Source organism: Trichococcus flocculiformis, assembly GCF_963662535.1.
GTDB lineage: Bacteria > Bacillota > Bacilli > Lactobacillales > Aerococcaceae > Trichococcus > Trichococcus flocculiformis.
On the sequence record NZ_OY759718.1, the window covers coordinates 338,367 to 360,188 of the forward strand.

Consider the following 21,822-nt stretch of genomic DNA (forward strand, 5'->3'; position numbering starts at 1 on the left):
TCTCTCTAGTATCGCTTCAGCGATTTTTCATGCATCAAAGAACCATTTTACCAAAACAACGGTTGTTTTTCACGGTTTAGTTGTGCACCTGTCAATTCCTAAGGATTTTCTGAACATTTTTTGCGATTGGAAAGCGCCTTCGGCAAAACGCACAAAAAACAGGTGCTTTTTTTGGTCAGTTTCCCGTGGTCGCGGAATCCGCTTTCAAATAGAATAAGGACATAAAGAAAAGCCAAAAAAACCAAAAAGGCAGGTACAAATAAATGGTAGAGATCCAATTGAACAGTATCCACAAAAAATACGACAACGCCGCTAATTATTCGGTTACAGATTTCAACTTGCACATCCAAGATCGCGAATTCATCGTCTTTGTTGGTCCTTCCGGTTGCGGAAAGTCAACAACACTGCGGATGATTGCCGGTTTGGAAGATATTTCTGAAGGTGAATTGATCATCGGCGATACCGTCATGAACGATGTGGCACCAAAAGACCGCGATATCGCGATGGTATTCCAGAACTATGCCCTATATCCGCATATGACTGTATTCGACAATATGGCGTTCGGTCTGAAATTGAGAAAGTACGCTAAAGATGAAATCAAGAAGCGCGTCGATAACGCAGCAGACATCTTGGGCTTGACGGAATACTTGGACCGCAAACCGGCAGCTTTGTCCGGTGGGCAAAGACAGCGTGTCGCTTTGGGCCGCGCAATCGTGCGTGATGCAAAAGTCTTCCTGATGGATGAGCCGTTATCAAACTTGGATGCAAAATTGCGTGTGGCCATGCGTGCTGAAATCGCGAAATTGCACCGCCGCCTGAATACGACGACCATCTACGTAACCCATGACCAAACCGAAGCGATGACCATGGCAGACCGCATCGTCATCATGAAGGATGGTTTTGTGCAACAGATCGGCAGCCCGAAAGAAGTTTACGATACACCGGTTAACGTTTTCGTAGCTGGCTTCATCGGATCGCCTGCCATGAACTTCTTCAACGTTACTTTGCAGGATGGCGTCATCACGAACGGCGAAGGGCTTAAATTGACCTTGCCGGCCGGAAAACGCAGAGTGCTGGAAGACAAAGGCTACAACGGTAAAGAATTGATCTTCGGCATCCGTCCGGAAGATATTCAAAGCGAGCAGATCGTTATTGATACCAACCCAACTTGGGCCGTAAAAGCGGAAGTAGTCGTATCCGAATTGTTGGGTGCTGAAACGATGCTTTACAGTAAAGTCGGCGGAACAGAATTCATTTCTCGTGTGGACGCGCGCGATTTCCATTCGCCAGGCGAGGTCATTGATTTGGCCTTCAACATGAACAAGTCCCACTTCTTCGACAAGCAATCCCAAGATGTGATCGCCATCCCTTAACCAGAGGATGGAGGCATCACCCTAATTACGCTTACCAGTTCTAACCTACCCTCCCCCCCATAGAAAAAGGCTGTCGCTCAATTTTTGAGGACAGCCTTTTTCTTATGGAGTTGGGTGGCCGGAGGAGCGCAGTAGAATGCGGCCTCACCTCCGATGAAGACCCCCTCATCGGAGCAGACCGGCAACAACCGAGCTCACCTCCGTCGAAGCCGTTCTTACCGGAGGACAGCTCAAAATGTTGGCTGAACTCCGGCAAAGCCTCCGTTCAACGGAGGAGCGCGCTACCGCTGCTACCGGTCATTTGCGAAAAAGCTATTCTTCCACTGCATCCGCGTCGAATGCTTCCTCTGGGGAGATCGCGTCCTTGACCCATACCGAAATCGAACCGGCATTGACCGGGAAGCGGCCGTTGCCGTCTTCACCGATTTCGACTTTGTCTTCACGGTTGCCTGTATAGTCCGCGAAAGTCTGCCCGGCATACTGTTCGCCGACATACATGTCCTTGAAGCCCTCTTCACTGTTGGAAAGGACTGTCGCCAAACCGTACGGATGCTCTTCGTTGCCCAGACGGGTCCAGCCGACGCAGTTTCCGTGATCGAAGTAGTCGCGCTGTTCACCGTAAGCATGGTTCGCGCGCAGATAGAGCAATTTATCCAGGAAGGTTTTCTGTCCGTCGATTGGATTCGCACCTTTAATACCGTAATAATCGCCGTAGAACAAGCACGGGAAGCCTTGTTCGCGCAAGAGTGTCACGCCGTATGCCAACGGTTTGAACCATGGCTCCACAAAGGATTGCAAAGCTTGGTCGGGTTGTGAGTCATGGTTGTCGACAAACGTAACCGCATGGGTCGGATTTTTGGCGACCAGCGTCTGCTTGAACAACTCGCGCAGATCGTAATCCTTGCCCTGCTGGGATGCGACATGGAAGTTCTGATGCAGGGCCACATCGAAAAGATCGAAGGTGAACTCGGTCGCTTCCAAATACTCCTTGATCGCGCCGTATTTGTACTTCCAATATTCACCGACCACGTAAAAATCATCGCCATGCTGCGCGCGGATCGTCTCCACGAGATCCTTCACGAACTGATCATTGATGTGTTTGACTGCATCCAAGCGGAAGCCGTCGACACCGGTTTCTTTGATGTACCAATCGGCCCATTTCTTGACTTCCTCAACGACTGCAGGGTGGCCGTAGTCGATATCCGCATACATCAAGTAATCGTAATTACCGTACTCGCTGTCTACACTTTCGTTTTCCGCCCAGCCTTTTTCGAAGCCTTTGATCATGTAGATAGCTTCTTTGCCATTCTCGTTGTTGAAGTCCGTCCCGGTGAAATGTTCCCAAGACCATTTGAAATCAGAATATTTGTCGCCACGGCCCGGAAAAGTGAATTTCGTCCAGCCTTCGATTTCGTATGACTTGGACTCCTTTTCCTGACGCTTGTCGGGATTCACTTCATAAGCAAGGAAGCGTTCTGTCTCGTCTGCACCGGCCTTGTGGTTCAGGACGACGTCGGCATAAACAGCAATTCCTTCCGCATGCAAAGCTTCGATTGCAGCCAAGTATTCTGCTTTGGTTCCGTATTTTGTGCGGACGGCACCTTTTTGATCGAATTCGCCCAAATCATAGAGATCATAGACGCCATAGCCTGTATCATTCGTCCCTGTCGCTTTATAGGCTGGAGGAGTCCAGACGGCTGTTATGCCCAGTTCCTTCAGATGCTTGGCATCCTCCTTCAGGCGATTCCATAGTTGTCCATCATCATCCAGATACCATTCAAAATACTGCATCATCAATCCATTTCCTGCCATGCGATCACTACCTTTCATCCTGATTAATTTTGTTGTGGTCCACAAAATGCTTTTTGCTATCCTCATTATACACGCTTCCCTTCCATTTTCCTTTTGAGACGCCTCCCGCGTGCCGTTTCTTCTTGGCAGGACAAAATGCTTGCATCTTGAATCGGACGCCTGTATACTGACCTTAAGTTAGCTGATTGCTGATTTCTTTTTTTGGCTATATATCTCGAATTAGGAATATACGAAACAGAATACATAACGAAATGAGGATAATATCCATGAACACTTTAAGAGGAATCCACCACGTCACCGCCATCACCAGCAGCGCCGAGAAGAATTATGCCTTCTTCACCAATATTCTGGGTATGCGCTTGGTCAAAAAAACCGTCAACCAGGACGACATCCAGACCTATCACCTATTCTTCGCCGATGACCGCGGGAGTGCCGGCACGGACATCACCTTCTTCGACTTCCCCGGGATCCCGAAAGCAGTCAGAGGGACCAATGAAATCTTCAAGACGGGCCTGCGCGTCCCATCGGATGAAGCACTGGTCTATTGGGTAAAACGTTTCGACAAATACAACATCACACATTCCGGCATCTATGAGCAGTTCGGCCGCAAAGTGATCGACTTCCAGGATTTCGATGAGCAGCTTTACCAATTGGTTTCCGATGAGGCTGATACCGGCGTGGCTCCCGGGATTCCGTGGCAAAAAGGGCCCGTTCCGAATGAGTACGGCATCCGCGGTTTGGGACCGATTTTCGTCCGCATCGCTGATTTCAATTTCTACAGACAAGTCTTGGAGACTGTCCTTGGTTTCCGTCATGCTGATTCAGTCGGCGAAACACATCTCTTCGAAGTGGGCGAGGGCGGAAACGGCGGCCGCATGATCGTGGAGCACAACGCTACGCTGGGTCAGGCGCAGCAAGGTTTCGGCAGCGTCCACCACATGGCTTTCCGCGTGAAGGACCGCAAAGAACTGGAAGAATGGATCGCGCATATGGGCTCCTACCGCTTCCCGATTTCCGGCTACGTTGACCGTTTCTACTTCGAATCGCTTTATGCCAACATTGCCCAAGGGATTCTCCTCGAGTTTGCGACGGACGGCCCCGGATTCATCGATGATGAAGAGCCTTACGAAACATTGGGCGAACGCTTGGCCTTGCCGCCTAAATTCCGCAACAACCGCGAAGAGATCGAAGGATTGGTGCGCCAATTCGACACCGTGCGCAGCACGAAGACTTTCGAAAAAGAATATTTGGACTGAGAACAAAAAGCAGGAGCCGTCTCGAATCAACGAGACAACTCCTGCTTTTTTTGCGTTTTAAACGGATTGTGCTTCCTTCAGCACCAGACAGACACTCTGGTAGTCCCCTTGCAGGGCATCCTTCAGGTAGAGTCCGCGGTTCATCAATTCATCGCCGCCGATTACACCTTCGTAGCCGCTGACGTTGTAGTATTTGGCAGAATCCAAGCCTTTGAACAACACTTTTTTCTTCTTCAGGTTGGCCCGATCGAGGACGCGGTAGTAGAAATAAAGCGCCTCATCCTGTTCCGGACTGACGAAGATCCAAGCCGCTTCGTTCTGCGTTTCGAAAGGACTGAGGATGCGATGGAAGACACCGTATTGGACGAGCTTGCGGTGTTCCTTGTAGAAGCTGATCTGCTCCTTCATCTCCTGCTTCTCGGCTTCGGAAAGCGTCGTGACGTCGAGTTCGTAGCCAAGATTGCCGGCCATCGCCACATCCCCGCGCATCTTCATCGAAGCCTTACGGTGCGTCTGATGATTCGGGATAGCTGAGACGTGCGAACCCATGCTCGAAATCGGCATGACAAGGCTGGTGCCGTATTGGATTTCCAGTCTCGCCACCGCATCGGTATTGTCACTGGTCCAAGTCTGCGGCATATAGTAAAGGATACCTGGGTCGAAGCGTCCGCCACCGCCTGAGCAGCTTTCGAAGAGAATCTGCGGATATTTCGTCACCAGTGCCTCCATCACTTCATAAAGACCCAGCATGTACTTGTGCAGCACTTCCCCCGGCAATGCGCCTGGAGCCGCCGTACCGATTTCGGTCATGTTGCGATTATAGTCCCATTTGATGTAGTCGACCGGTACGTCATCCAGTATCGCCATCATCTGCGCCAGGATGTTGTCGCGGACTTCCTTGCGGCTGAAGTCGATCACGTATTGGCTGCGGCTGAGCGATTTTTCCCGGCCTGGCGTATGGATGCACCAATCCGGATGGGCGCGGAAAAGTTCGCTGTCCTCGGAAATCATTTCCGGTTCGAACCAAAGCCCGAACAGCATCCCTTTCGCCTTGATGTTCTCCGCGAGCTGCTTCAAGCCGGACGGCAATTTCGCGGTATGGACATGCCAGTCACCCAAAGAAGAGTAGTCATCGTCACGTTTGCCGAACCAACCATCGTCCAGCACGAACAGTTCGATCCCCAAAGTGGATGCTTCATCGGCCATCGCCTCAATCTTTTCGGCTGTGAAATCAAAATAGGTGCCTTCCCAGTTGTTGATCAGGACCGGACGCTCCGCAAGTTGGTGCTGGCCGCGGATCAGATGCTTCTGGTAGAAAGGATGCAGCGTCTGCGATAGGCCATTCAACCCGTTTTCGCTGTATACCAATACGACTTCCGGTGTCTGGAACGCCTCTCCAACAGGTAAATGCCATTGGAAGTGGGTTGGATTGATGCCCATCTGGACGCGTGTCTGCGCGTAAGTATCGACTTCGACATTAGCTCGGAATTCGCCGCTGTAGACGAAATGGAAACCGTAGACCGCTCCCTGGTCTTCGGTCGCCGTTTTATCGGCCAACGCCACAAATGGTTGATAGGCGTGACTGGTAGTGCCACGCTTACTGTCGAGCGTGTGGATGCCGCGGACAAGTGGGGTACGCACAATTTGGCGTTCCCTTCCCCAAGCACCCGGCAACTGGATCATGTCAAAATCAGCATCCGGGAAATCGATGGACATGCTCAACGCTTTGTTCAGATGGATGTCTTCAGCTCCATTGTTGCGGAAACTTGCTGAACGTGTGAGTACCGGATAGTCGCGGAACAAGGTGTAGCTCAGAACGACTTCGACTTTTGTGACGGTATCTTCCATCGTCAGCAGCAAGGTTTCCGCCGGCTCTTCTTTTGTTTCGTAAGTATGCGGCAAGCCTTGCAATGGCTGTTTGCCGGTTACGATTTCATGGCTCTTATAAGTCAGCAGGCTGACAGTCGTTTGATCCGGATACAGGCACTCGAATGCTGATTCGCGGAAATCGCCACTGCCATTCCCCGGAAATTCCTGTGGCAAGGTCGCAAGCGAAAACACACGGCCGGGCACCTCGAACGGATTGGGCGCAAAGGCATTGTCTTGGCGCGGGTAATCAGCCACTTGCGAAAAGCTGTTGAGCCGCTTTCCCCAATACTGATGGGACACATATTTTTCTTCTTCCAGTGCGATCACATAGCTCACTGATTCGTTCTGTAAATGAAAATATTTTTTTGTTTCATCAAATGTTATCGTCACAGTCATCACTCCTTGGCTCTCTTCATTTTTCTAAAATATTTGTTCATCTCCTGCCGCAGTGCGGTGCAGGATCGAGAATTTGTTCGTAGGCAGGTCGACTGTCAGACTGGCCGATTCTTCGGCAGTGACCCACGTCAAAGTGAAGGCACCTTCGTCGAGCATCGTTATCTCCAAGTCGCCATCGAACGCTTTGGCCGTGTTGCGGAAAACCAGCAAACGGAACAGATCTTTTACGACCGGACGCTCGATTTCTTGATTGATTTCATCCAGGCTATAGTAGTGACGGTTGATGTTGCGGCCTTCTTTGCTGTTCTCCAGCAGCTCCAGATCGTTTTCGCCGGCCAGCAAGCCGACATAATAGATCTGCGGAATGCCCGGCGTGAAGCACTGGATCGCCCGCGCCAACAGATAGGCGGCATCATTGTTGCCCAAAGCCGAATAGTAGGTGCAGTTGATCTGATAGATGTCCAGGTTGTTGTAGGCTTCCGAGCTGTAGATCCGCTTCAGGTTGGCGCCCTTTTCATAAAGGGCTTCAACTGCGAAATCCACTTCTTCCTGGGTAAGCAGATCCTTCACGTCGACGACACCGATGCCGTCATGCGTATCCAAGGTCGTGAACTGGTTGCGCGGGCAGATTTCCAACCAGTGCAAGAGTTTTTCCGCTTTGCCGCTGTAAAGAGCGTGCAGCACCAGCATCGGCAAAGCAAAATCATAGACCGGATAGTCTTTTTCTGCGATTTTTTGTTGGATCGTGTAGTGCTCATGGATTTCCGGAAGCACCGTCACACCATATGGCTCCAGGATTTCCACTGCGTATTCCAGCATCTCCCAAATTTCGGGTTCTACGAAGAAGCAGTTCGTATCCAATTCCTTGATGGCATAGGCGAATGCATCCAGGCGGATGATCGAAGCTCCTTTATCCGCCAAGAAACTAAGCGTATCCTTGATGAACTGGCGCGTCGCTTCGGTCTTCACGTTCAGATCGATCTGCTCTTCCGAGAACGTGCACCAGACTTTTTCCGATGTGCCGTCTTTGAAGTGAGCATCCACGAAAGGCGCTTTGGGTTTGCGTTTGTAGATCAGATCGATGTCCGCTTCAGTCGGTCGGTTCTCCGGCCAATAGTCGTTGTAGCGGATGAAGTAGTCCTTGTAGGGCGATGCTTCTTTCTTCTCCAAAAAGTCCAAATAATAGGGAGATTGCGCAGAAATGTGGTTGAGCATGAACTCATACATCATGTAGTATTTTTCGCTGATGCGCTTGATGTCTTCCCAGCCACCGAACCGCTCATCCACTTTTGTGTAGTCCATCGGCGAAAAGCCGCGGTCGCCCGATGAAGGGAAGAACGGCAGGATATGCACGCCGCCGACTACCCCTTTCAGATGGGTATCCAGCACCTGTTCCAGATCTTGCAGGTTATTGCCCAGACTGTCCGGATAGGTGATGAGCATTGCTTCGTTTTTGATTTTCATTACAGTTACCTCATTTTCAAATATCGTTAAGTTACGTCTTTTATTGGTGATGTCTAGCGGACCAAGCCTGCCTCTCGGAAATTAGATAAATCTGACCCATTGCGCTCTGCGATGCTCATTTGCATGGGAGTCTTAGGGATTCATCCCTTAGACTCCCAGTATAAGGTGACCGTAGGGAACGTTGCGAGGCCAGATTTCCTAAATTTCTTTCGAGGCAGAGCGGGCTTGGTCCGCTTTTCTTTATTTTCCGCCGGTTGTGGCGATGCCTTCGATGAATTGTTTTTGGAACAGGATATATAGGATAACCATCGGGATGATCGCGATGACCGAACCGGCCATTAGCTGCGGATAGTTCGTCGTGAATTGCCCTTGCAGGCTGGCCAATCCAGCCGACAGCGTCATTTTATCCTGGGACATGTTGACGACCAAAGGCCACATCAGATCTTTGAAAGCAAAGAGCGACGTGAAAATACCCAAAGCCACCAAGCCGGAACGCGCCAGCGGCATATAGATGCGGTAAAATACTTGCCAGGTCGTCGCGCCATCAATCGTGGCGGCTTCCATCAGTTCATCCGGCAATTTTATGAAGAATTGGCGCAGCAGGAAGGTTCCGAAAGCGGAAACGATACCCGGGATAACCAAAGCCGGGATTGAGTTCAAAAGACCCAGATTCTGGACCAATAAATATTGCGGCGTCAGATAGATCTGCGCAGGGATCATCATCTGTGTCAGGACGATACCGAAAAACAGATTTTTTCCGGGAAAATCCAGTTTCGCAACCGCAAAGGCCGCCATGGCGCTGAAGAGCGTCGAAGTCAACACCCTGAAGACAATCATCAAACCGGTGTTGATGTAAAAACTGACGAACGGCAAGGAATTCCATACCGCTTTGTAGTTCTCGATCTGGAATACTTCCGGGAAAATTTGCGGCGGTATCTGCGTAGATTCGCTGATTGTTTTACCTGAGGTCAAGACCATCCATAAGAACGGCACGACCATCAGCAAAGAGCCGATGATCAGCACAATATGGATCAGTGCTGTCGTTTTGTTCATTTTTGTCTGCATATGTATTCACTCCTAATCGTAGGTGACCCATTTTTTCTGCGCCAACAGCTGGATGCCGGTGATCGCCATGATGATAAGTACCAATGAGATGGCGACAGCCGAGCCGTAACCTTTATCGTTGAGCACGAACGATTCATTGAAGAACATGTATACTAATGATTGCGTGCTCTTCAGCGCCAAGTTCGTGCGGTCGAACATCATGAAGATGATATCGAACACCTGCAGCGCACCGATGACACTCGTCACCGAAACGAAAAACAGTTGCGGCGACAGCAATGGCAGCGTGATCGAGAAAAATTGTTTCAACGGTCCGGCACCGTCAACGACAGCCGCTTCATAATATTCTTTAGGTATTTCCTTCAGCCCTGCCAACAACAAGATCATGTTGTAGCCGACATTCGTCCAGATGCCGACGATGATGATCGACCAGATCGCCACTTCCGGATCGGTGATCCATAAGATATTTCCGGAATAACCGAGTTTATCAAGCACTGCATTCAGCAAGCCGTATTCCGAGTTGAACAGCCAGCGCCAAACCATGGCTACGGCAGCAGGAGCTGCAATCATCGGCAAGAAGAAGATCGTCCGGTACAATCCGACCGCTTTTATCTTTGTATTCATCAATACCGCAAAGAACAGCGACAGGATGATGGTGATAGGTACTTGGATCCCGGCGTAGAAAAAAGTATTCTTCAACGATTGCCAAAATTCAGGATCTTGCAGCATTTTCAGATAATTGTCCAGCCCGACGAAGGTCGACGTGCCGAACGTGCTCACGCTCTGGAAACTCATGTACAGCGATTGGAACAACGGGATGACATTCAGAATCAAAAGCCCGATCAAGGTCGGAGCGATGAAAAACCAGCCCCATAACGCCATTTTTCTTTTACGTTGCGCAGGTGTCACCGTACCTACCGTTTTTTCTTTAGGGATTGCTACATCCGATTTCATCATAGTTCACCTCTATATATTGAAAGCCACTTATGGGAGCATTCCCGTAAGCGGCCTTCTATTTTGTTATTTTTCGTTCGCCAAGACTTCTTCAACACCGGATACGATGTCTGCAGCAACATCTGCGACGGAAGCTTCGCCGTTGAATACCGGCATCAAAGCATTGTTTTCGATATCTTCCCAACGGGCTGTTTCTGCTGAGTAAGGCTTGATGTATGCATTTTCCATTTGGTCCACATAGACTTGCATATTGAATTGGCTGTACGCAGCTACGAATGTCTCTTCTGTTCCTTCATAAGCCGGAATAGCCGCGCCGTTCTCGCCTTGCAGACGCATCGCTTCCTCTGTTCCCAGGAATTCTACGAATTTCAGAGCCGCTTCTTCATTTTCGGTTGAAGCCGCAACGGAGTTCGCCAAGCCATTGAACACTGTCGCCGCTTGCTTGCCTTTTGGTAATGGTGCGACATCAGCATTGGCAGCCGTATAGTCGTTGTTCGCCATTTCGCCTGTCATCCAAGATCCGAAGAAGCCCATTGCACCGCGTCCTGATTGGAAGAAGGACAAGTTTGTGTTTTCAGCAAATTGACTTTGTGTCGGCGAAACGCCATGTTTCACGCTCAGATCCGCATACCATTGCACGGCTTCGATTGTTTCGTCCAAACGGAAACCGGATTCGGTCTTGTCATCGGACAATACGTAGCCACCGTTCTGGAAGATGAAGTTGTGGTAGCCTTCTTGTCTGTTCAAAGGAGCCAAGATACCATATACGCCGTTGTCGGGATCGTTCAGCTTTTGAGCGGCTTCCAGCATTGTGTCCCAAGTCCAGGTTTCATCCGGATAGGCAACGCCTGCCGCATCAAACAACGTTTTGTTGTACCATAACCCAATCGTATCGTAATCTTTCGGGATGCCGTAGACTGCATCATCAGCAGAATACAATTCGACCAATTCTTCCGGGAAATGATCCAATGAAGTCACTTCGCTGTTTGCGTAGGTTTCCGACAAATCCATCAGGACGCCGCCTGTAGCATATTTCGCGATTTCGTTGGAATGCATCCAGAATACATCCGGCATGCTATCACCTTTTGCGCCCGCTTCCAATTTGGTCCAGTATTGATCCCAAGGCGTCACTTCCACTTTTACATCGATGCCTGGGTTATCCGCTTCGAAAGCTTCTGCGATCGCTTCCATTCCCGGTTGTTGGATTTTGTCCCAGATGCTGTAAGTGATGGTCACATCACCGGAACCGGCTTCTCCATCGGAACCGTTTCCGCATGCACCTAAAACAAGTCCTGATAACAATACTGTAGCTAATGATACTTTCTTCCAATTCTTTAACATCTCTTCTCCACCTTTTCTTTTATCTATAAAATTGTATACTCGAAAACCAAGAAACTATTGGGCCATAGAGAAATTGCACCTGAACCATTCAAAATCAATCGTTTTGCAAACGTTTACTTGTTTTGATGTCATAATAATACCAAATACAGGAGAGGGCTGATAGATATTCAGCCGTACAAAAACATACCTTTTTGTTGATTTTAAAAAAATAGCAATAAATACTATACTGGCACCGAGCTAAACAGTAACCCTTCCGGCTTTCCCACTCCTTTCGTCTCTGGTAAGCTGACTTGTTTTAAATTATAGACACTTGAAAGCGTATACTATATAGTGCAATGTTTTAAATATCAGTCAAAATGTTGGATGCTGAAAGCACAAAGAAAGCCGGACCTGCCTGGAATCGATGCAATATCGTTCCAAGCGGCACGGCTTTTTTATGCTACTTGCCTGATTGCCTCATTTGGTTTTTACTTTCTTGACGTATACCCTTGGGGACAGCTGCATCTTGCTCTTGAAGATGCGCGTGAAACTCAAGGGGTTCTGATAGCCGACCTTTTCGGCGATTTCAGCGATGCTGAGGTCCGTCGTTTCCAAGTATTCCCGGCTTTTCTGGATGCGGAAATCGATCAGATATTCATGGGGTGTCCGGTTTGTCGTTTTATGGAAAACAGCGGTCAAATAGGAGTCATTCAGAGACAATTCCCGGCTGATGTCGCCGATCAGAAAATCACTGTCCTGATACCTGTCTTTGATGATCTCGATTGCCCTTTTCGTGTATTCGACACTTTTATTGATTTTCTCAATCTGTTTGATTTCGGTGCCATCCAAATCATGTGCGAGCATGCTCAAAAAGAGGTACAACTGTCCTTGCAGACGCAGCCGGGATAACGTATCGAACGGATTTGCCGCCATAATCTCCTGCAACATCGCCTTCACCTGCCCAAAGTTCTTCACGTTCCCCACCGGATGCGAAACCTGGAAACCGATGGCCGTCAGCAAAGCTTCCAGATGCTCGCCCTTCATTCCAATCCAATAATATTCCCAAGGATCCTCTTCATCCGCTTGATAATAGGTCATCACATTCGGATAAATGATGAAGAACTGGCCTTCTTTCAGGTTGAAGCGGCTATTGCCGATTTCGAAATATCCCTTTCCCTTCATAATGATATGGATCAAAAAATATTCCCGGACTGTCGGCCCGAAACTGTGGTTGGGAGCGCACTGCTCTTTGCCTTTGGTTGTGTAGTAAAGGTCCTTATAATAGATATCTTCCTTGAAAAAATCTTCATCCATTTCCATCACCTCGGTCCTTATTTCTGTTGTAGCCGCTGCCCCCATTATAGAATGCTCTCCTTGCTATGGCAAACCCGCACTTTTATCCGCAACTCTCCTCCCGCACGAAACTCCGCCCTTTCGCAATCACAGATTCTCTTGTACAATGAGAAAAGATTGCCCGCGTATCGGGCAGATCCCAAACAAACTGACTAATCCCATACCTTTGCTATAGATTTGGAGGCAATACCCTTGAAAAAAATCATCCTTTCCGCGTTGCTTCTGCCGCTCTTCCTGCTTTCAGCCTGCACAACCGCCCTGCCTGGGGAAGAAGTCATGCAGAATCTGGTCAACCGTTCCGCCGACCTGGACAGCTATCACCAGTTCGTCGCTTTCAGAACAACAACCACCAAAGAGGATCTCAATGGAGCAACAACAGTGAACGAGCAGTACACAACCGCCGACGCGACGCTGTTCCCGGAAGAAAAGACCGGCTATGGAAAGCGGATAGACAAAAACAACCCTTATCCCGCAACCAAATCCGAATTCTACGTGACTGCTGAAGTGGGTTACGTCCGGACCGACGATGCCGACTGGACCGCTTATGCCACCCCTGATGTACCCTTAGCCAGCCTGCAGGTCTATCCGCTGGAAACGTTCATCGAACTGAGCCAAATCATTGAGGAATACGGCACCCTCGAACTGGAAGGGGACGAATATTTGCTCAGCTTTTCCGGCAGCGATGATGCTTTGAACAAAGAGATCAACTACCTATTCCAGACTTTTCCAGCCGAACGGACCGATTACGATATCGAAATTCGTCTGGATGCCGAAACCTTCTATCTGAGCGACTTCTCCTACCGCTCGATCGTTACGCAAGCCGACCAGAAAGCCGTCTCCACGACGGAACTGACCGGCGAGTTCGATCTGTATGATCAAGCAAAAAAGTTGAAGTCGACGCCGGTATTCGATTCAGCAAGTAGTGTCCCGGAGACGAGTGATTCTTCATTTTGATAAAAATTCGATCCCAAAGTCAATCAATGTCTGCCTCTGGGATTTTGGTTGACTTACAAGTGTATTATGCATATAATACACTTGTACATATATTTTTTAACCCAAGTGTATTAACCGTTTAATACAATCGATCGGAAAAGGCAGGTGGAAAAAGTGATTTTTGACAAAAGAAGTCCGGTCTACGAACAGATTATCGAAATGCACAAGCAGAAAATCGTAAGCGGCGCTTTCCAACCCGGACAAGAAATACCGTCGCGCCGGGAATTGGCTACACAATTAAAAGTAAATCCGAATACGGTACAGCGTGCTTATAAGGAGATGGAGGGGCTTGGTTTGATTTATACAGATGGAAATTCTCTCAGCAAAATAACGGAAAGCCAATCAAAAATCCAGACATTAAGACAAGAGCTATTGGACGAGGCCTTGCAGGGATTCATCGAAACGGTACGCACAATCGGACTAGAGGATGAAGCGGTCCTGGACTTGATCAAAAAGCGCTTGAAGGAGGTGCACGTGAATGATTGAAATCAAGAATCTGGAAAAAAAATACGGCAAACGGACCATTTTGGAAGATGTCAGCTTTACCATCAAAAAAAATGAAGTGACTTGTCTGACCGGAATGAACGGTACAGGCAAAACGACCCTCATGAACTGTATTATGGGCTTAGTTCCACGCAACAACGGCTCGATTACGATCGACGGGCAAGACATTCATAAACAGCTATACGAAAAAATCTCCTATATCCCTGACTCACTGACGATGCCCCGATGGATGACAATCGCGGAGTCGATGAAGTTTATGAGTACCTACTACCCGAATTGGAATGCCGCCAAAGCGGATGAATTACTTTCGTTTTTCCGTCTGGAATCGGATCTGCAACTGAAAAATCTCTCAAAAGGGAATAGCGCAAAGGTGAGTTTCTTGTTGGGACTTTCTCTGGACGCGGATTACTATTTGATGGATGAGCCATTTTCCGGCATCGATGTCTTTGCCCGCGAGGATATTCTCGAGGTCTTCACGAGCAAATTCGTGACGGACAAGGGCGTCCTCATCGCCACTCATCATATGGATGAAGTCGAAATGTTGTTGGACCGGATCGTGATGCTGCGCAGCGGCCGTGTCGTCAAAGATTTTTACGCAGAAGACATCCGCCAAAACGAAGGCAAGGCAATCATTGATGTGATGCGGGAGGTGTATCAACCATGAAAAAATTTATGGAACTATGGACATTTGAGTGGAATCGCGCGAAACGGTTCTATGGCTTCCTGTTGGCTTTTGTGACGGCTTTACAGGCTTATGCAGTCTTCCACGAATACCATATCTGGAAAGACGGATATGAGAACTACCGGCAACAGAACTATGCTGCACTACCCGAACAATATCTGCAGGACTATGGGTATCTTACGTTGGAGGATGTGACAAACAACTCGTTCTTCGTTTTTTCGATCATGACAGCCATTTTCGCATTGCTGTTCTATGCCGTCTTTATCTGGTATCAGGATTGGTCTGGAAAAAACCGTTTCTCTTTCCGTTTGCTCAGTCTTCCGGGTAACCGTTTCGCTGTGTATGCAGCAAAATTCGCGACCATTTGGCTCCTGATTACAGGGCTGCAAGTTTGGCAAATCGGGCTTTTGTATCTTGAGGAGCTGGTCTTTTCCGGACTTATTCCGGCGGACATCTATCGGGAAATCCCCTTGCAGATGGCATCAACCAGCGCTTCTCCATTGGCCTTGGCTTTACCAAGTCTCTTTTCCAATTATCTGCTTTTTTACACTATTGGCTATACAGCGCTCACTTTAGGGTACACGTTCATCCTGATGCACTTGAGCGGACGTTGGAAAGGGGTATTCTTGGCAGCTACTCTCGCAATCGTCCTCTTTGCCGCGATGCTTCTCTTCTTGCGTACCGGCATCACGACGCGTTTGTATGCGGAAGAAAAGTACTGGATGACGATTGCCGTGAGCCTTATGCTTTTGCTGTCCGGGACATGGGCTAATTATCGGTTGCTTGAAAAACGCATCAGCGTATAGAAGGAGGACAAAAATGAGAAAACAAACGATTTTATTGCTGAGTCTCCTTTTGCTTACCATTCTCGGAGGGTTCTATGTCCAGCCGCTATTGGCAAAAGAAGAGCCTTTGCGTATCGGTATTGAGACAGTTTCTGGTGATGAAGCAGTTTTGGATGGCTTACTCTATTACGGAACAGCACACTCGCAATGGGAAACGACTACCCTAAGCTTTGACAGCTCCGGCTTGCGCCATTCCGAGACGCAACGTCAGGATGCATTCTTCCAAGACTACGCAGAAAGCGCTGTTCAGGTTTGGCGCGATGAGTATAAAGCATTTATGCGTGGGAAGCGGCCTTTTGAAGGGAATTATGCCGAAACCGAAGGAAACTTATACTATACAGCAGCGGATAATGACGGATTCCTGATAGCGACACTGGATAAGGCTGACAAAACTGTTGCGGAAACGCTCCTCGCTTATCCGGAAAAAAAAGAAAAGACCTATTTTAACGTCAATAGCACGGACTTCCTGGACGGTAAGCTGATTATCTCGTACAGCCGTTATGATGAGTATTCAAATGATCGTGGCACGGATATCCTGATTTATGATCTGGACAGTGGTATGCAGGAGGAACATTTTGCTTTCGATATACCTGCGGATTTTACGGGTTATCAGAGTGTTACCACATCCGTGTTGACACAAGGCGATCAAAAAGCAATCTTTGTCATGGAGCGGCTCGAAGAAACTGATTCGGAAGCTACAGAATACGTTGCACCGGTTGTCTCACTATCCTTCAAGCGCTATGATTGGACAACGAAGGAATGGTCAACACTGGCTGCTGAAGAAGCATTGGTGGATGATTTATCTTACGCAATTAAGGATGGTATTTTCTATCAATTGCAGCACACGGATCAGGAATGGTCAATCCAACCTCTTGATCTGATGCAGGATCAAGTGCGCGATAAAATCATTCTCCAGAATACTGCTGATTGGGAAGAGACCGTCGATATGAATTGGCAAATCCTCGTTTCCGACAACCGCATCATACTGACGGAAAATTATCTGGAGCCTGACCGAGCTTCTCAACTGGCTGTTTTCGAACTCCAGACTGGGGAAATGCTCTACAGCGGGGAAATCAATGCCACGTTCGCCGATACAAAAAAAATCGATTTGCTCTATTTTGATAAGATTATTTACGAACCCTAAAGCGAAAAAAGAACAAGATTCCAATTGGAGTCTTGTTCTTTTTTATTTCTCTTTAACTGTTGCTGCCTTTCTTTAAGGCAACATTTTGCCTGCAGCCTTATAGAGTTCATACCACTCGGTGCGGCTCAGCGCCACATCGGAAGCTTTGCAGATGGCTGCAATACGCTCTGGGTTCATGCTGCCGACGATTGGCTGCATTTTAGCCGGATGACGCAACAACCACGCGATTGCGATTGCTTCCCGGGATACACCTTTATCTTCCGCAATTGTGTTGATTTTTTCATTCAATTCCGGATAATCGGGATGGTCGAAGAACAGCCCTTTCTTGCCATTACCAGCTTGGAATGGCGACCACGGCTGGATCGTCATGTCCGAGATCCGGCTGTATTCCAGGACGGAACCGTCGTGCATGAATGAAGGATTGTTCATCATGTTCACGTTGAATCCTGCATCGATCATCGGTGCGTGGGTCAGACTGAGCTGCAGTTGATTGATCAATAATGGCTGTGTGACAGCTTTCTTCAACAATTCAATCTGCATCGGATTTTGGTTGCTGACGCCGAAATGGCGCACTTTCCCTGCTTTGTGCAGTTCATCGAAAGCTTCGGCGACTTCCTCCGGCTCCACCAACGTATCCGGACGGTGCAGCAGCAAGGCATCCACGTAATCGGTCTGAAGTCGTTTCAGACTTCCCTCCACCGATGCGATGATATGTTCTTTTGAGAAATCGAACATGACACCCGGCACGATGCCGCATTTCGTCTGCAGCATCACGCTGTCCCTCGCGATGCCGAGTTCCTTAAAGGCTTTTCCGAAAATTTCCTCCGAAGTCCCTCTGCCGTAGATGTCCGCATGATCGAAGTAATCGATGCCGTTGTCCACTGCCGTGCGGATGACCACTGTCGCCTCTTCATGCGTCAAAGCGTTCATACGCATGATGCCGAGCGAAATTTCTGATGCTAACAGTCCTGAATTACCGATGTTCATTTTTTTCAATTGTCATACCAACTTTCTTATTGGGATTATTTGAAAACGTTTCAATAAAATTAGTATAGCATTTTTGATGTGTTTTTGGGTAATGAAGCGCATCAAAAAAGTGCTGCCTCGAAGTGAGGCAGCACGATATGTTTTACCATTCAAGCGTAAGCATTGGCCCAAAGAACTTTTTCTCCGGCTTCCAGCGATTTTTGCACATCGATGATAGTCTGATTGGAGCTGCCGCGGAACTTCAATGTCAGATCCCGTTTGGACAGTTCGAAGCGGCCGTCGACGAGCACATCCATCAAGCGCAGCAATTCCTGCTTGTCTTCGGATTCTGAAGCCAATTCGTCCCAATAGTAGCCGGTCCAGCCCCAGATGTCCTTGGTCCGGCCGAACTCCGCACGGATGCGTCGCGCAAGCCGCAGCGCAACCTTCGTGTTGAGGAACGGTTCGCCGCCCAAAAGCGTCAAGCCCTGCACATAAGGCTGGCGCAGATCGGCCATGATCTGTTCCTCCAGCTCGGTCGTGTAGGCAATCCCGTAGTCGAAGTTTTGGACAATCTTATTGTAGCAGCCTTCGCAGGCGAACAGGCAGCCGCTCAGATAGATGCTGCAGCGCACGCCTTCGCCGTCGACAAAGTTGAACGGCTTGTAGTCCGCCACCTTGTCCTTGCTGTATTTCTCTGCCAACCATTCTTGCGGTTGCGGATTTTTCACTTCACATCACCTAACTGTTCTGATTACTGTTCTGACTTGCAATCCGCATGCAGATGTTTGACGCGGGCGGATATTTCTTTATGGCGACCTTTCACCATCGGACGGATCTGCGGATTGCCGAGATAGCCGCATGTGCGTTTTACGACGTCGCATGTCTGCGGATCGGTATTGCCGCATTCCGGGCATTGGAATCCGCGTTCGGTCGGATTGAAGTCTCCTTCGAAACCGCACTCCAAGCAGTGGTCGATCGGCGTATTCGTTCCCAAATAGCCTACTTTGTCGTAGGCGAAATCCCAGACTGTTTCCAACGCTTTCGGATTTTGCTGCAAGTTCGGGTATTCGCAATAATGGATAAAGCCGCCTGAGCAATATTGCGGATATTCCATTTCGAAGGTGATTTTTTCGAAAGGATTCGGATTCTTGCGGACATCGTAATGGAAGCTGTTTGTGTAGTATTCCTTATCCGTGATATCAGCGATGATGCCGAATTTTTCTGTGTCCATGCTGCAGAAGCGATCGGTCAAACTTTCGCTCGGAGTCGAGTAGACGCTGAAATGATAACCATATTGGTTGCCCCAAGCATCCGTTTTTTCCTTCATCTTCTTGACGATGTCCAAAGTGAAGGCTTTTGCTTCCGGATTCGTTTCCCAATCTGCTCCGTAGAAAACGGTAGCCGCTTCATACAATCCGATATATCCCAGAGAGACTGTAGCGCGTTTGTTTTTGAATAGTTCATCGACCTGATCCGTTTCACCCAGGCGTTTCCCGAAGGCTCCGTGCTGGTACAGGATCGGTGCGTTCGTAGGCGTCGCTTCTTTGGTGCGTTCGACACGGTAGACGAGGGCATCCTTACAGATGGCCAAGCGTTCCTCGAAGATGTTCCAGAATGCTTCCGGATTCCCTTCCGATTCCAAGGCGATTCTAGGGATGTTCAACGTCACGACCCCAAGATTCATCCGACCGGAATTGACTTCATTTCCGTTTTCGTCTTCCCAGCCCTGCAGGAAGGAACGGCAACCCATCGGTGTCTTGAAACTGCCTGTCAATTCAACGATTTTATCGTACATCAGCACATCCGGATACATCCGTTTCGTGGCACAAGTGATGGCCAACTGCTTGATGTCATAGTTGGGATCGTGCGTCTCTAGGTTTGTGCCTTTTTTCAAGGCGAAGATCAATTTCGGGAAGATTGCTGTGCGTCTTTCCTTGCCCAATCCTTTGATGCGTACTTGCAGGACGGCTTTTTGGATTTCGCGCGCAAACCAATCGGTACCCAGTCCGAATCCGAGCGTGGTAAACGGTGTTTGTCCGTTTGAAGTGTAGAGTGTGTTGATTTCGTACTCCAGGCTTTGCATCGCATCATAGATGTCTTTGCGGGTTTTTTCTTCGGCATAAGCAATCTGTTTCGCTTCGCCTTCTACCCACTCTTTAGCCGTTTCCAGATGCTTCTCATAGTTCAGGCGTGCGTAAGGTGCCAACACTTCGTCGACCCGGTCTGCGCTGCAGCCGCCGTATTGACTGGAAGCGACGTTCGCAAAAATCTGCGCCATTTGGGCAGTCGCCGTGTTGACTGAACGCGGGCTGTCCACTTCGGCATTACCGATTTTGAAACCTTCACGGAGCATATTCTGGAAATCGATCAGAACACAGTTCGTCATCGGTGAATACGGCTGGTAATCCAAGTCATGGTAATGGATATCGCCTTTCATGTGGGCGTTGGAAACGTGTTTCGGCAGCATCCGCAAGCCGATCGCTTTCGCGGCCACTCCTGCCGTCAAGTCCCGGATCGTATTGAAGACACGGCTGTCCTTGTTGGCATTCTCGTTGACGACGCTCTGATCGGCATTCATCAGGCTCTGGATGCGCAATTCGATGTCCTGTTGTTGGAGTTTTTTGACTTTCTTCGCTAGTTTATAGGTATTGTAGGCTTCGGCTAATGGCAGATTGCCCATTTCAGCAAGCGTCGCTTCAACCTGATCATGGATATCGTCTGTCGAAACACTTTCCGCTTCTGACGCAATCAGTTTGTCTACGACCAGTGCCACGACAGCATCCACATCGTAATCTGCAGCCGCTTCGTTCTGTTCAGATAAAAAACGCTCCGCTTTTTTGATTGCTTTATATATTTTCTTGGCATGAAAAGGAACAACCCGTCCATCCGCCTTCAATACTTGGATGTTCACTTCTGTGTCAGCGACTTGAAGATTCGTGCTCTCATTTAAGTAATCTGTTGGTAATGAAGCCATATTTTTCCCACTCCTTAGTTAAAAATCAACCGAACATGCAAAAAAAGCTAATAAAAAGTAAGAGGTCGTTACAAAGTGAGCAAGCTTTCCTTATCGGACGCGCTTCTCACGTTGGTTGCCTCTACTTAAAGTAGACTCTGTTTCGATTCTCTTTGTATACTATATATCATCCAAAGAGAAATTTCCACCACAATATATAGTGTTTAAAGTCAAATTCCGTCTAAATTCAGCAGACATATTTTGATGCTTTGGTCAATAGGAAAATACCCTGAAAATTAAAAAAAATGTTAAAAAACATATAAAGTACATAAAATCAATAGAATCTACTGTACTTTGTAAAAAAAAGCAGTTATACTATGACTTGTCAGAAATGTAAGCGATTCATTCTTATTTTCGGATCTGTTATCCGGCTTTAAGCCACAGGGATGTCAAAAGAATGAGGACACAAAAAAGGGGTGAAATGATAGTGTGGAAAAATAGAATGTTGCCTGAAATATCCAGAATTGCTAAATTTAGAATACCGGTCGGAGAAGGCCTATTTTTGAGACAGTGCGCTTCTTGGCAAAACCTTTTCCATCTGCCTTCATCTTATCGCTACCCGACTGGAAGCATCCAAGGCTATATTACACGATTGAATTGGACCGATGAATTTATCATTCTTGAAAAAGAACATAATGAAGCATTCGAATATTTTATTATCGATAGAAGAATTGAATCTGTAAAAGGCCCTTTTTCGAAGGAAGGGTTCGAGAAGGCGTTAAAAGAGGAAGCGATCGAGTTGCCATTGATTGAATTATCGGAAATGGACTGGATCATCAACTTTTAGAAGTTACTAAAAGAATACATAGAGCC

The 21,822-nt window shown here is 48.2% G+C and carries 18 protein-coding genes; 8 read left to right on the plus strand and 10 right to left on the minus strand.

From position 1 onward, the window contains the following. Positions 1-263 precede the first annotated feature (263 nt). Entirely contained in the window at positions 264-1,373 is a 1,110-nt protein-coding gene (locus ACKPCD_RS01950) for an ABC transporter ATP-binding protein (RefSeq protein ID WP_321433847.1), read from the plus strand. 312 nt (positions 1,374-1,685) lie between these two features. Here ACKPCD_RS01950 and ACKPCD_RS01955 read toward each other — a convergent pair whose 3' ends face one another. Beyond that, positions 1,686-3,185, minus strand: coding sequence for an alpha-amylase (locus ACKPCD_RS01955; protein ID WP_321434526.1), 1,500 nt, complete (start codon positions 3,183-3,185; stop codon positions 1,686-1,688). 266 nt (positions 3,186-3,451) lie between these two features. On the opposite strand from ACKPCD_RS01955, the gene ACKPCD_RS01960 reads away from it, so the two are divergent. Then, positions 3,452-4,441, plus strand: a complete 990-nt coding sequence (locus ACKPCD_RS01960) for a VOC family protein (RefSeq protein ID WP_276648634.1) — start codon at positions 3,452-3,454, stop codon at positions 4,439-4,441. Positions 4,442-4,498: 57 nt separating this feature from the next. Here the strand turns inward: ACKPCD_RS01960 and ACKPCD_RS01965 are convergent, their stop codons facing one another. From ACKPCD_RS01965 to ACKPCD_RS01990, 6 genes are all read right to left on the minus strand, one after another. Further along, positions 4,499-6,700 carry an alpha-galactosidase gene (locus ACKPCD_RS01965; RefSeq protein ID WP_407702678.1) on the minus strand — a complete coding sequence of 734 codons (2,202 nt, stop codon included), beginning with the start codon at positions 6,698-6,700 and terminating at the stop codon, positions 4,499-4,501. A 30-nt stretch (positions 6,701-6,730) separates the two neighbouring features. Then, positions 6,731-8,170 carry a sucrose phosphorylase gene (gene gtfA, locus ACKPCD_RS01970; protein WP_321433849.1) on the minus strand — a complete coding sequence of 480 codons (1,440 nt, stop codon included), beginning with the start codon at positions 8,168-8,170 and terminating at the stop codon, positions 6,731-6,733. Positions 8,171-8,410: 240 nt separating this feature from the next. After that, positions 8,411-9,235 carry a carbohydrate ABC transporter permease gene (locus tag ACKPCD_RS01975; protein ID WP_086989671.1) on the minus strand — a complete coding sequence of 275 codons (825 nt, stop codon included), beginning with the start codon at positions 9,233-9,235 and terminating at the stop codon, positions 8,411-8,413. Between the two features lie 12 nt (positions 9,236-9,247). Next, entirely contained in the window at positions 9,248-10,114 is an 867-nt protein-coding gene (locus tag ACKPCD_RS01980) for a carbohydrate ABC transporter permease (protein WP_218142792.1), read from the minus strand. 138 nt (positions 10,115-10,252) lie between these two features. Next, positions 10,253-11,527 (minus strand): ABC transporter substrate-binding protein, encoded by a 1,275-nt coding sequence (locus tag ACKPCD_RS01985; protein ID WP_321433850.1) that lies wholly within the window; start codon positions 11,525-11,527, stop codon positions 10,253-10,255. 456 nt (positions 11,528-11,983) lie between these two features. Further along, complete coding sequence (locus ACKPCD_RS01990; protein ID WP_321433851.1) at positions 11,984-12,865, minus strand: AraC family transcriptional regulator; 882 nt, start codon at positions 12,863-12,865, stop codon at positions 11,984-11,986. Positions 12,866-13,051: 186 nt separating this feature from the next. On the opposite strand from ACKPCD_RS01990, the gene ACKPCD_RS01995 reads away from it, so the two are divergent. The 5 genes from ACKPCD_RS01995 (at position 13,052) to ACKPCD_RS02015 (ending at position 17,027) form a co-directional block, all read left to right on the plus strand. Further along, positions 13,052-13,813 (plus strand): DUF6612 family protein, encoded by a 762-nt coding sequence (locus ACKPCD_RS01995; RefSeq protein WP_321433852.1) that lies wholly within the window; start codon positions 13,052-13,054, stop codon positions 13,811-13,813. A 153-nt stretch (positions 13,814-13,966) separates the two neighbouring features. Next, complete coding sequence (locus ACKPCD_RS02000; protein WP_232309336.1) at positions 13,967-14,338, plus strand: GntR family transcriptional regulator; 372 nt, start codon at positions 13,967-13,969, stop codon at positions 14,336-14,338. Beyond that, positions 14,331-15,020 carry an ABC transporter ATP-binding protein gene (locus ACKPCD_RS02005; RefSeq protein WP_276645042.1) on the plus strand — a complete coding sequence of 230 codons (690 nt, stop codon included), beginning with the start codon at positions 14,331-14,333 and terminating at the stop codon, positions 15,018-15,020. The genes ACKPCD_RS02000 and ACKPCD_RS02005 overlap by 8 nt, the downstream gene beginning before the upstream one ends. Continuing rightward, positions 15,017-15,844, plus strand: coding sequence for a hypothetical protein (locus ACKPCD_RS02010; RefSeq protein WP_321433853.1), 828 nt, complete (start codon positions 15,017-15,019; stop codon positions 15,842-15,844). The genes ACKPCD_RS02005 and ACKPCD_RS02010 overlap by 4 nt, the downstream gene beginning before the upstream one ends. Positions 15,845-15,857: 13 nt before the next feature. Then, positions 15,858-17,027, plus strand: a complete 1,170-nt coding sequence (locus ACKPCD_RS02015; protein ID WP_321433854.1) for a hypothetical protein — start codon at positions 15,858-15,860, stop codon at positions 17,025-17,027. Between the two features lie 72 nt (positions 17,028-17,099). Here the strand turns inward: ACKPCD_RS02015 and ACKPCD_RS02020 are convergent, their stop codons facing one another. The 3 genes from ACKPCD_RS02020 to nrdD form a co-directional block, all read right to left on the minus strand. Then, positions 17,100-18,023, minus strand: coding sequence for an aldo/keto reductase (locus ACKPCD_RS02020; RefSeq protein ID WP_321433855.1), 924 nt, complete (start codon positions 18,021-18,023; stop codon positions 17,100-17,102). Between the two features lie 140 nt (positions 18,024-18,163). Continuing rightward, on the minus strand, positions 18,164-18,724 hold the full coding sequence (gene nrdG, locus ACKPCD_RS02025) for an anaerobic ribonucleoside-triphosphate reductase activating protein (protein WP_068561442.1): 561 nt from the start codon (positions 18,722-18,724) through the stop codon (positions 18,164-18,166). A gap of 23 nt (positions 18,725-18,747) precedes the next feature. Further along, the gene (nrdD, locus tag ACKPCD_RS02030; RefSeq protein ID WP_321433856.1) at positions 18,748-20,970 is read right to left on the minus strand and encodes an anaerobic ribonucleoside-triphosphate reductase; all 2,223 of its coding nucleotides are present in this window, start codon (positions 20,968-20,970) and stop codon (positions 18,748-18,750) included. Between the two features lie 466 nt (positions 20,971-21,436). Here nrdD and ACKPCD_RS02035 point away from each other — a divergent pair, with 466 nt between their 5' ends. Then, positions 21,437-21,796, plus strand: a complete 360-nt coding sequence (locus ACKPCD_RS02035; RefSeq protein ID WP_157080402.1) for a DUF3997 domain-containing protein — start codon at positions 21,437-21,439, stop codon at positions 21,794-21,796. Positions 21,797-21,822: the final 26 nt, after the last annotated feature.

Coding starts and splice junctions, on each gene's coding strand:
- ACKPCD_RS01950 (WP_321433847.1), top strand. CDS start 264: ATGGTAGAGATCCAATTGAACAGTATCCACAAAAAATACGACAACGCC.
- ACKPCD_RS01955 (WP_321434526.1), bottom strand. CDS start 3,185: ATGGCAGGAAATGGATTGATGATGCAGTATTTTGAATGGTATCTGGAT.
- ACKPCD_RS01960 (WP_276648634.1), top strand. CDS start 3,452: ATGAACACTTTAAGAGGAATCCACCACGTCACCGCCATCACCAGCAGC.
- gtfA (WP_321433849.1), bottom strand. CDS start 8,170: ATGAAAATCAAAAACGAAGCAATGCTCATCACCTATCCGGACAGTCTG.
- ACKPCD_RS01975 (WP_086989671.1), bottom strand. CDS start 9,235: ATGCAGACAAAAATGAACAAAACGACAGCACTGATCCATATTGTGCTG.
- ACKPCD_RS01980 (WP_218142792.1), bottom strand. CDS start 10,114: ATGGCGTTATGGGGCTGGTTTTTCATCGCTCCGACCTTGATCGGGCTT.
- ACKPCD_RS01985 (WP_321433850.1), bottom strand. CDS start 11,527: ATGTTAAAGAATTGGAAGAAAGTATCATTAGCTACAGTATTGTTATCA.
- ACKPCD_RS01990 (WP_321433851.1), bottom strand. CDS start 12,865: ATGGGGGCAGCGGCTACAACAGAAATAAGGACCGAGGTGATGGAAATG.
- ACKPCD_RS02005 (WP_276645042.1), top strand. CDS start 14,331: ATGATTGAAATCAAGAATCTGGAAAAAAAATACGGCAAACGGACCATT.
- ACKPCD_RS02010 (WP_321433853.1), top strand. CDS start 15,017: ATGAAAAAATTTATGGAACTATGGACATTTGAGTGGAATCGCGCGAAA.
- ACKPCD_RS02015 (WP_321433854.1), top strand. CDS start 15,858: ATGAGAAAACAAACGATTTTATTGCTGAGTCTCCTTTTGCTTACCATT.
- nrdD (WP_321433856.1), bottom strand. CDS start 20,970: ATGGCTTCATTACCAACAGATTACTTAAATGAGAGCACGAATCTTCAA.